The sequence below is a fragment of the Nostoc sp. CHAB 5715 genome (assembly GCF_020829685.1).
Taxonomy (GTDB): Bacteria; Cyanobacteriota; Cyanobacteriia; order Cyanobacteriales; family Nostocaceae; genus Nostoc.
Window position 1 is genome coordinate 1 of sequence record NZ_JAIVFR010000191.1, and the last position, 9,317, is coordinate 9,317.

At 43.2% G+C, this 9,317-nt stretch carries 6 protein-coding genes; 4 read left to right on the top strand and 2 right to left on the bottom strand.

The features are described from left to right. Window positions 1–3,220 (bottom strand): condensation domain-containing protein (locus LC574_RS12705; protein WP_229453855.1); only part of this gene is annotated, 3,220 nt, incomplete at its 3' end. A 1,004-nt stretch (window positions 3,221–4,224) separates the two neighbouring features. Between LC574_RS12705 and LC574_RS12710 the strand changes: the two genes are divergently transcribed. Together LC574_RS12710 and LC574_RS12715 are read left to right on the top strand one after the other, a co-directional pair. Continuing rightward, window positions 4,225–6,813 carry a TonB-dependent siderophore receptor gene (locus LC574_RS12710; protein ID WP_229453856.1) on the top strand — a complete coding sequence of 863 codons (2,589 nt, stop codon included), beginning with the start codon at window positions 4,225–4,227 and terminating at the stop codon, window positions 6,811–6,813. 109 nt (window positions 6,814–6,922) lie between these two features. Then, window positions 6,923–7,951 carry an ABC transporter substrate-binding protein gene (locus LC574_RS12715; RefSeq protein ID WP_229453857.1) on the top strand — a complete coding sequence of 343 codons (1,029 nt, stop codon included), beginning with the start codon at window positions 6,923–6,925 and terminating at the stop codon, window positions 7,949–7,951. On the opposite strand, the gene LC574_RS12720 is transcribed toward LC574_RS12715, so the two are convergent. Then, window positions 7,916–8,065 (bottom strand): hypothetical protein, encoded by a 150-nt coding sequence (locus LC574_RS12720; protein ID WP_229453858.1) that lies wholly within the window; start codon window positions 8,063–8,065, stop codon window positions 7,916–7,918. The two genes, LC574_RS12715 and LC574_RS12720, sit on opposite strands and share 36 nt — an antisense overlap. Here LC574_RS12720 and LC574_RS12725 point away from each other — a divergent pair. Further along, window positions 8,044–9,168 (top strand): iron ABC transporter permease, encoded by a 1,125-nt coding sequence (locus LC574_RS12725; RefSeq protein WP_229453859.1) that lies wholly within the window; start codon window positions 8,044–8,046, stop codon window positions 9,166–9,168. The genes LC574_RS12720 and LC574_RS12725 overlap by 22 nt on opposite strands. Continuing rightward, a partial coding sequence (locus tag LC574_RS12730) for an ATP-binding cassette domain-containing protein (RefSeq protein ID WP_229453860.1) occupies window positions 9,165–9,317 on the top strand: 153 nt, incomplete at its 3' end. The genes LC574_RS12725 and LC574_RS12730, both read left to right, overlap by 4 nt.

Genomic DNA, 9,317 nt, shown 5'->3' on the forward strand with positions numbered 1-9,317 from the left:
TCCTTGCTCCTGTTTCCCCTAATGCAAAGGCTGCCAAACCTGATTCGTTGAGCAGGTGCGCTTTCTGCAAGACAAACATCACTTGAAATAATGGCGAACGGCTGGAGTCTCGCACTGGTTGTAGTTGCTCAACTAGTCGGGCAAAGGGGTAGTCCTGGTGATCAAAAGCATCCAGTACACAAGAACGTACTTGAATGAGAAACTCATCAAAGGTGGGATTTTCTGATAAAGCCGATCGCAATACTACCGGATTGACGAAATACCCTACCAGTCCTGCTGCATCAGTTCGACTTCTGCCTGTTGTGGGGGAACCCACTAGGAAGTCTTCTTGACCTGTGTAGCGATAAAGTAGCACTTGAAAGGCTGCTAGCAAGGTCATGTAGAGAGTAACTCCACGTTTGCGGCTCAAGTCTTGTAGCTGTTGAGTTAATTCTGCACTCAGCTGGTAGCTAAAGGAATCTCCTTGATAGGTTTGAATGGCTGGACGCGGACGGTCAGTTGGCAAATTTAACACAGGTAACTCTCCTGCCAACTGCTTTTGCCAGTAGTTCCACAGCCGCTCACCTTCTGGACTCGCTAGCATTAAAGCCTGTTCTCGCACATAGTCCGTGTACTGCCAGACCAAAGGAGGCATCACAGGTGTATTATTTTTTTTGTTGCTCTGGTACAGTGTTCCCAACTCATCTACCAAGACGGTGAGGCTCCAGAAGTCGGCGACGATGTGGTGGACAACAAGTAAAAGAATATGTTCCGTTTGTGAGCGAGTCAACAGACTCACCCGCATTAGGGGGCCTTGCTCAAGATTGAAGGGATGGTATGCTTCTTTAAAGAGGCGATCGCTCAAAAATTCCTCATCCCATGTTGCAGCATCTTCCTGTTGCCAGCAAACTCCTACGTGCTTATGGACTCGCTGTATGGGATGTCCGTCAACATTTGGGAAAGTCGCGCCCAGAATTGCATGGCGTTCCACTAAAGTCTGAAATGCTTGATGCAATGCAGAAATATCAAGCTCGCCATGAATACGCAGAGCATTAGCAATGTTGTAAGCAGGACTCTCTGGTGCTAGCTGGTGTAAAAAGTACAAAGCCTGTTGTCCGTAGGAAAGAGGGGACTCAGTGACAGTCTCATTAACTTCGGCTGGAGCGCTTTTTGGGACAGAAGAAACATTTGTTAACTGAGCAAGTACTACGGTTGCTAGTTGGTTAATACTGGAACTCCCCAGAAAGCTAGTCATCGGCAAGACCACACCCAAGTTAGTTTCAATGGAGTGCTGGAGTTCTATTGCCATTAAAGAATCGAGTCCCACAGTATTCAAGGGTTGCTGTGGGTTGACGAGTGAGGGAACTAGTTTGAGAACCTGAGCTACTTCCTGCTGAAGATAACAAGTTAACTGTAACTGACGCTCTTGCGGCTCTAATGCGAGGACGGCTGCATGAGTGAGGCTGACTGTATTGACTGTAGTATGAGATTCTTCTAAAATGCTGCTGGCGACATTTTCCCAACTTCCTGCCAAAAAACTAGTATGACAGGCATGGCGCTGAATTTTACCACTAGAAGTTTTGGGGATACTACCTGGTTTGAGGAGTAACACTGCATAAACTTGCAGTTCATGTTCTTCTACTACTGCTTGATGGATAGCCCCAATAACTTCCTCAGTCGCCAAATTCCGTAGGAAACCGCGCTTAACTTCTTGAGCAATAACTAATCTCTCTTTGCCAGCAACATCAATTGCAAAGGCTGCACCACCGCTAGGTTGCAGTGATGGGTGGCTTTGTTCTACCGACCATTCAATGTCTTGCGGGTAATGATTGCGACCCCGGATAATGATCAAATCCTTCAGGCGACCTGTGACAAATAGCTCTCCTTCGTGCAAAAAGCCCAAGTCTCCTGTCCGCAGAAAAGGCCCGTCTTGAGTATCCTTGAGGTAGGCTCGGAATGTGTAATCAGTTTGCTCTGGCTGATTCCAGTAGCCTTGGGTGACGCTTGGCCCTGCAACCCAAATTTCACCCACCTCACTAGGCTGGCAACGGGTTAGAGTCTCAGGATGAACTATGGCAATCTTTAAATCTTGTAAGGCTTGACCACAACCGACTATGGTCTGTATGCCAGTTTCATTTTTACTAGCTGGAACTATTTGATTTTGCAGCAGTGCCGCCGACTGAACTGACAACAACACAGGTGGAACTAATTTGCTGCCACCAGTTATCATCAGCGTTGTTTCTGCCATGCCGTAACAAGGATAGAAACTCTCACGCCGGAAGCCACATTCAGCAAAGGTAGCGGTAAACTGCTCTAGAGTTTCTGCACGAATGGGTTCAGCGCCGTTAAAAGCAATTTCCCAGCTACTTAAATCCAGGGTGGCTCGTTGTTCGGGCGTAATTTTGCGAACACACAGGTCATAGGCAAAATTAGGGCCACCGCTAGTTGTTGCTTTATATCGGGAAATTGCCTGTAGCCACCGCAAGGGCTTTTGCAGAAATGCCACAGGAGACATGAGTATGCACGGTATCCCTAAGTACAAGGGCTGAAGCATATTCCCGACTAAACCCATGTCATGAAAAAGTGGCAACCAACCCACGAAAAGGGTATTTTCTGTGTGCTGCATTGCCTGCTTAATTAAAAGTTCGTTATGCAGTAAATTCCCGTGACTCACCATTACGCCTTTAGGTGTACCCGTAGAGCCGGAAGTATACTGCAAAAAGGCAAGGCGATCGCTATTTATAGATGGTTGCTGCCATGAATATGCTAAGTCGGTAGTAATGTTATCAGTAGTCAGCAACAGCAAAGTTTGTAAACTCGGATACTGAGCGAATTGTCGCTCAATGTTGGCAAAGACAGTTGTGGTGGTAAGGGCAATCGCAGCCTGTGCATCTGCCACAACAGTCTGGAGTCGGGACAGCGATTGGTTCGGTCGGGGTGGATAAGCTGGGACTGCAATTACCCCAGCATAAAGACATCCGAAAAACGCAGCTATAAATTCTAAACCAGGTGGGTAGAGCAGTAGTCCACGTTCTCCACTTTTGACTCCACAACTTTGAAGTAGGGCAGCAATGCTTCGAGCTTGGCGATCTAGTTCTCCATAAGTAAAATACGATGCTTCTACTTCTCCATCCAGTAGAAAAGAATAAGCCTTTTGCTCAGGTTTCAGAACCGCTCTCCAATGGAGAAGTTCAACCAACGAGGTGAATTCCCTCGGTAGCTCGGAAAAGTTTTTGCCCATTTATGTCACTCCATTTATACAAGTATCTATGTGGAGCCAAACTGCCTAGTTGTGTTAAGTGCGATCAGCTACGCTGGGCGGTTACACCATCGCGTTTAAAGCCTTTATTTATTGAAATAAATTCTGAATTTTTTCAACTATATTTAAGATTAATAAAAATATTTATCATTAATTTTCTCCTTTTGTCAAGCACTTTGCTATGCCTAAACAATATTTAAAATAGGCAAGATCACATTTTTATTATGCCTATAAAACACTTATAGATATGAATATTTTTATTTTACACTTGAAAAACCTATTCATAGCAACATTTTCAGGACAGTCTACACAAACTGATTTATATATTAGGAATAAAAAAATCTGAATAGGACAACTTGTCAAATTTTGCATAACTTATATAAAGTATATCTCCCATAGGAAACTGATAGTCTAAACTGTGAGAAAAATAATCTAAACAAAATAAAAGTTACAAAACATTCAAAGAAAATAAAAGCTAACTTCAAACTATCTATAGTAATGTGCTACGTAAGTAAATCTACCTTTTTTAAGACTAAAAACCCAGTTTTTCAAGGCTAATAATGGTAGATTCATTTGTGTAAAGCTGTATTAGCTTCCATTTCATAAACTTTTAAGACAAACATTAGAGTAGCGAAAAAAGTATTGTCATGTACAGGCTATCCGATTTAAGTCTAATCAAACCTTATTCAAAGCAAAGTTGAGTTATTGATATTGCTAAATAAAAAGGGAAATGCAAGTGCTAAAAATTAAGCATTTTTATATTTTCAAAGGGTTAGTTTTTGATAAAATAATTGCTTTTAGGATAATTCTGAAAAAGGTGGTTGAGGTTAGTATGGCATTTTTAAAGTATGGTTATTTATGTGAACATAAATAATTAATAAATATTCTCAATTATTTATTGTAGCACTCGAAAGTAAAAGCGTATTGCGATCGCGTGTAATTAGGTGTGTCTTGTTTTCATCAATATTGTGGTGTGGAGGAAAGTTTTGAAACTAAGACAGATAATATATCTAGGGATTGTTGGAGCTATTTGTGTGTTGGGGACTCAGCCTGTAAAAGCCCAGTCAGCAGAACCACCAATCACAAAGATTCCCCAACTGAGTGATATTCCACGTCCCCACACCAATGTTAAGGACTGGCTAGCGCAGCAGAATCAACAGACTGAAGTCACAGTAGTAACAGGAGTGCGCCTGAACCCAACTTCTAGCGGATTAGAAATCCTCTTAGAAACTCCTACATCTGACAAGTTACAAACCACCATCAAGAGGGAAAACAATAACTTCATTGCAGATATCCCTAATGCTCAACTGCAATTAACAGGTGATAGTTCTTTCCGTCAAGACAAGCCTGTTGCAGGAATTAGCGAAGTAATAGTTACTAATGTAGATACAAATAGTATCCGAGTGACGGTAACGGGTGAGGGAGGTATCCCAAAAGTCGAGTTAGACGACGGCGATACAGGTTTAATTTTTGTCGTCACGCCAGTTGTATCTTCGACACCACAAGCGCCGGATACATCTCAACCAAGTAGTGAAACACCGCCAACTCAACCATCGGCTGATGCAAATGAACCGATTGAACTGACAGTAACAGGAGAGAGCGATACATATTCAGTACCCGACGCTAGCACTGCAACAAGGACAGATACACCACTCAGGGATATTCCCCAATCAATTCAAGTCATTCCCCGTCAGGTGATTGAAGACCGAAATGTTGTACGTCTTTCGGAATTGGCGGATAACGTTAGTGGTGTACAACCAGAACGGGGATATGGGGGATTGTCGTCATTAGGATTTCGGGTGCGTGGGTTTCTCACCAATTTTGAAACTTTACGCAATGGCTTTCCCGATTATGGTTACTTCAGTCCGCGAGATGTCGCTAATATCGAGAGGTTGGAAATTCTCAAAGGGCCGGCGGCGGTACTTTATGGTGGTAGTCCAACACAGTATGCAGGAGGAAGTGGTGTTATTAATACAACTACCAAAAAGCCCCTTGCAGAGCCTTATTACAACGCGAGTGTAACTTATGGAAGTTACAACTTTTTGCGTCCGACTTTAGATATTAGCGGCCCACTGACAGATGATAAATCAGTGCTGTATCGTTTGAACGTCGCCTATGAAAGTTCTGACAGTTTTCGTGATTTTGTGGAGTATGACAGCTTTTTTATCTCACCTGTGGTAGAGATAAAAGTAGGCGATCGCACTAAACTCACCTTTGAATACGAACACCAAAAATACAACTTTGTTTTTGATAATGGTTTTCCCATTGAGCCAGAAATTCTCCAACTTGGGCGCAGTCGGTTTTTAGGAGAACCCAACTTTGCCAATGGTGAAGTGACATTTAACTCGTTGACGTATATATTAGAACACGAATTTAACGACAACTGGAAATTTCGCCAAGGATTTAATGTTCTCAATGCTAATTTGAATGACGCACAGCAAGTATCTCCTGGTTCTTTGCGAGACGACCGTCGGACATTAGACCGTTTGTTCTACGCTTCTGATGAGGAACACGAAAATATCACCCTGCAAAACCAAATTTCTGGGAAGTTTTCTACTGGTTCTATTCGCCATAATGTGCTACTCGGAGTAGATTTAGCCCGAAACTTATTTAACTACATTTTTGCCCCAGACTTAGAACTATCAATAGATATTTTTAACCCACAATATGGTGGAACTCCTACTCCTGTAGAAGATGGTTCTCCGTTTGGTCGCAAAATTGTCTCCGAGAATGTTGGTTTATTCGCGCAGAACTTAATTGAACTTACACCTAATTTCAAAGTTTTATTAGGTGGTCGCTTGGACTTTAATGATTACAGTCGTCAAGACCGCGTGAGTGGCGATATTCTCGATAAACAATCAAATACTCGATTTTCGCCGCGAGTTGGAATTATATATCAACCAAGCGATGCTACTTCGCTTTACTTCAATTGGTCTAATGGTTTTTCTCCCCAATTTCAAGCCAGAAGTCGGACAACTGAAGAATTTGAACCACAAACTACCGAACAATTTGAGGTGGGGGTGAAACAGAATTTTCTGGACAATAAACTTTCTGCAACTTTAGCATTCTTTCAAGTTACCAAACAGAATGTATTGACACCAGACCCAGTAGACGACGTATTCCAAATCCAAACCGGAGAACAACGCAGTAGAGGTATTGAATTAGATATTGCAGGCGAAATATCATCAGGTTGGAAAGTGATTGTCAACTATGCTTACATTGATGGCAAAGTGACAAAGGATAATCTGATTCCTGTAGGAGACAGATTATTTGGTGTCCCAGAACATAGCGCTGGATTGTGGACAAGTTATGAACTACAAAGTGGTAGTTTGCAGGGGTTAGGATTTGGCGCTGGATTGTATTTTGTTGGTGAGCAGGAGGTGGATTTACCGAATACGTTTAGACTTCCAAGTTATTTACGAGCGGATGCTTCTATCTTTTATCGGCGGCAAAATTATCGATTTGCAGTCAACTTCAAGAATATTTCTAATGTTAAATATTATGAGGTTGATGGGTATAGTATTGACCCGACTGCTCCGTTTACGGTGCTGGGAACAGTGTCAGTGGAGTTTTGATTATTAGGTAAATTTTTTTTAACGCAGAGGAACGCAAAGGAGCGCAGAGGTTTCTAAAGTTAATTCGTTACGATTTTGTTGTCTTAAGAGGATTTAAAGAGAGTTGTGCGTGAGTAAGTTACATCGCCGGATCTGGATATTTAAACCTTTTGTTGCAGTCTTAGCAGTGCTGATGCTGGGAATGGTTTCAGGGTGTGCAGGAAATGTTACTGCCCCAACTTATACTACCTCTAATGGAACACCATATACCCCATTTACACTTAAGAACTGTGATTCGACGATTACCTACAAACAACCACCACAACGCGCTGTCACCATGATGCAATCGGCGACGGAGGTTATGTTAGCGTTGGGCTTAGAAAAGCAGATGGTTGGTACAGCCTACCTGGATAATCCGATTTTGCCAGAGTATCAACAGGCATATTCCCAAATTCGGGTATTAGCGCCAAAGTACCCGTCACGGGAAGTTTTTTTGGCAGTTGAGCCGGATTTTGTCTTCTCCACTGAGGAAAGCGCTTTTGCCAAAGAAGCACTTGGGTCACAGTCAGAGTTGCTAAAACTAGGTATTTCTTCTTATTTGTTGCCAATTGAATGCGATCGCCCAGAACTTAGACCTGAGCGCGTGACGATGGAGAATTTATATCAAGAAATCCGAGAAATCGGGCAGATTTTTGCAGTAGAACAACGAGCAGAAAAGTTAATTGTGCAACTGCGATCGCAACTCGAAGCAACCCAACAAAAGCTAGGTAAAGTTACAAGCAAAAAGCGCATTTTCTGGTATGATTCTGAAGATCCTCCCCTAACTGTTTCTAACTGGGGAATACCCAATCATATTATTGAATTAGCCGGTGGAGAAAATATCTTCAAAGATATCCAAGAGAAAAAAGCATGGGTAACAGTTAATTGGGAAGACGTAATTGCACGTCAACCAGATGTGATTGTTCTCATTGATGCTAACTGGTCATCTGCCGAAGAGAAGCGTCGATTACTTAAATCTAACCCTGCTTACTCTCAGTTAAAAGCAGTGCAACAGGATAAATTCATTGTCATAGGTTTTAGTTACACGATGCCAGGAATTAGGAATGTCGCAGGGGTGAGGCAGTTAGCAGAGGCTTTGTATCCAGAGAGGTTTAAGTGATGAGGGGGATGAGGGAGATGAGGGAGATGAGGGAGATGAGGGAGATGAGGGAGATGAGGGAGACGCAAAGAGAAACAAATGACTAATGCCAAATGCCCAATGCCCAATGCCCAATGCCCAATGCCCAATGCCCAATGCCCAATGCCCAATGCCCAATGACTAATCTAATACCAAAGCAATTGAGAAAAAACAAGCAGCAACGCTACAAACTGCTAATGGTAGCAATGGTTATGATATTGTTGGTTTCTATGACGTTGGCGGTGATGATTGGGCCAGTCCCTATTCCTCCTTTGAGAGTATGGCAGATAGCTTTATCCCAAGTGTTTCCAAAGGTTACAGGAGACTGGACGCAAGCACAAGTTCAAATTGTCTGGCTGATCCGCTTTCCGCGTGTGCTATTAGCTTTTTTTGTGGGTGCTGGACTATCAGTGGTTGGTGTCATCATGCAAGCACTGGTGCGAAATCCCTTAGCTGACCCCTTTATTCTCGGTATTTCCTCTGGCGCGTCGGTGGGTGCTGTTTTAGTTATCCTATTTGGTATTTTCTCATTTTTTGGTGTGTATGCCCTGTCTTTTGGGGCTTTCCTTGGTGCGCTGTTAGCATTTTTTGTTGTTTTCTTTTTAGCACGACGACAAGGACACCTCTCCTCCACCCGCTTAATTTTAATTGGTGTAGCAGTATCGTCTCTGTTTGAGGCGGTAACGAGTTTCTTGGCTATCAAGGCTGGAAGTGGTGAAGCCACACGAAGAGTATTGTTTTGGTTATTGGGAGGACTTTCGGGAACAACGTGGACAGACTTAATCCTGCCGGTGCTAGCTTTGTTCTTGGGAATCGGGTATTTGTTACTCCAGACGCGATCGCTAAATGCACTCCTCATCGGTGAAGAAACAGCTAGGACTTTGGGAACTGACACTGATCGCTTCCGCAAGCAGTTATTCTTTGTTACCTCGCTGTTGACGGGTGTAATAGTTGCTGTCAGTGGTGTCATTGGCTTCGTTGGGCTAATGATTCCTCACAGCGTCCGTTTCCTCGTCGGCTCAGATCATCGCCGGGTGTTACCTGTGAGTCTGCTACTGGGCGGAATTTTCTTAATTTGGGCAGATGTCCTAGCACGTACCATTGTCGCTCCAGAGGAACTGCCCATTGGGATTATTACGGCACTTTTCGGCGCTCCTTTTTTCATTTGGTTGATGCAAGGTAAAGGGGGTAGAAAATGAAATTAGAGGTGCAACATCTATCCTGGAGTATTGAGGGAAAGCAGATTTTGCATGACATCAATCTGCAAGTGTTATCAGGTGAGTTTGTCGGGCTGATTGGCCCTAACGGCAGTGGGAAGTCAACTTTGCTCAGATGTATGTATCGTGTC

What these genes read in the sequence shown, in the direction of transcription:
- LC574_RS12725 (WP_229453859.1), top strand. Translation starts at nt 8,044, where the DNA reads ATGCCCAATGCCCAATGCCCAATGCCCAATGCCCAATGCCCAATGCCC.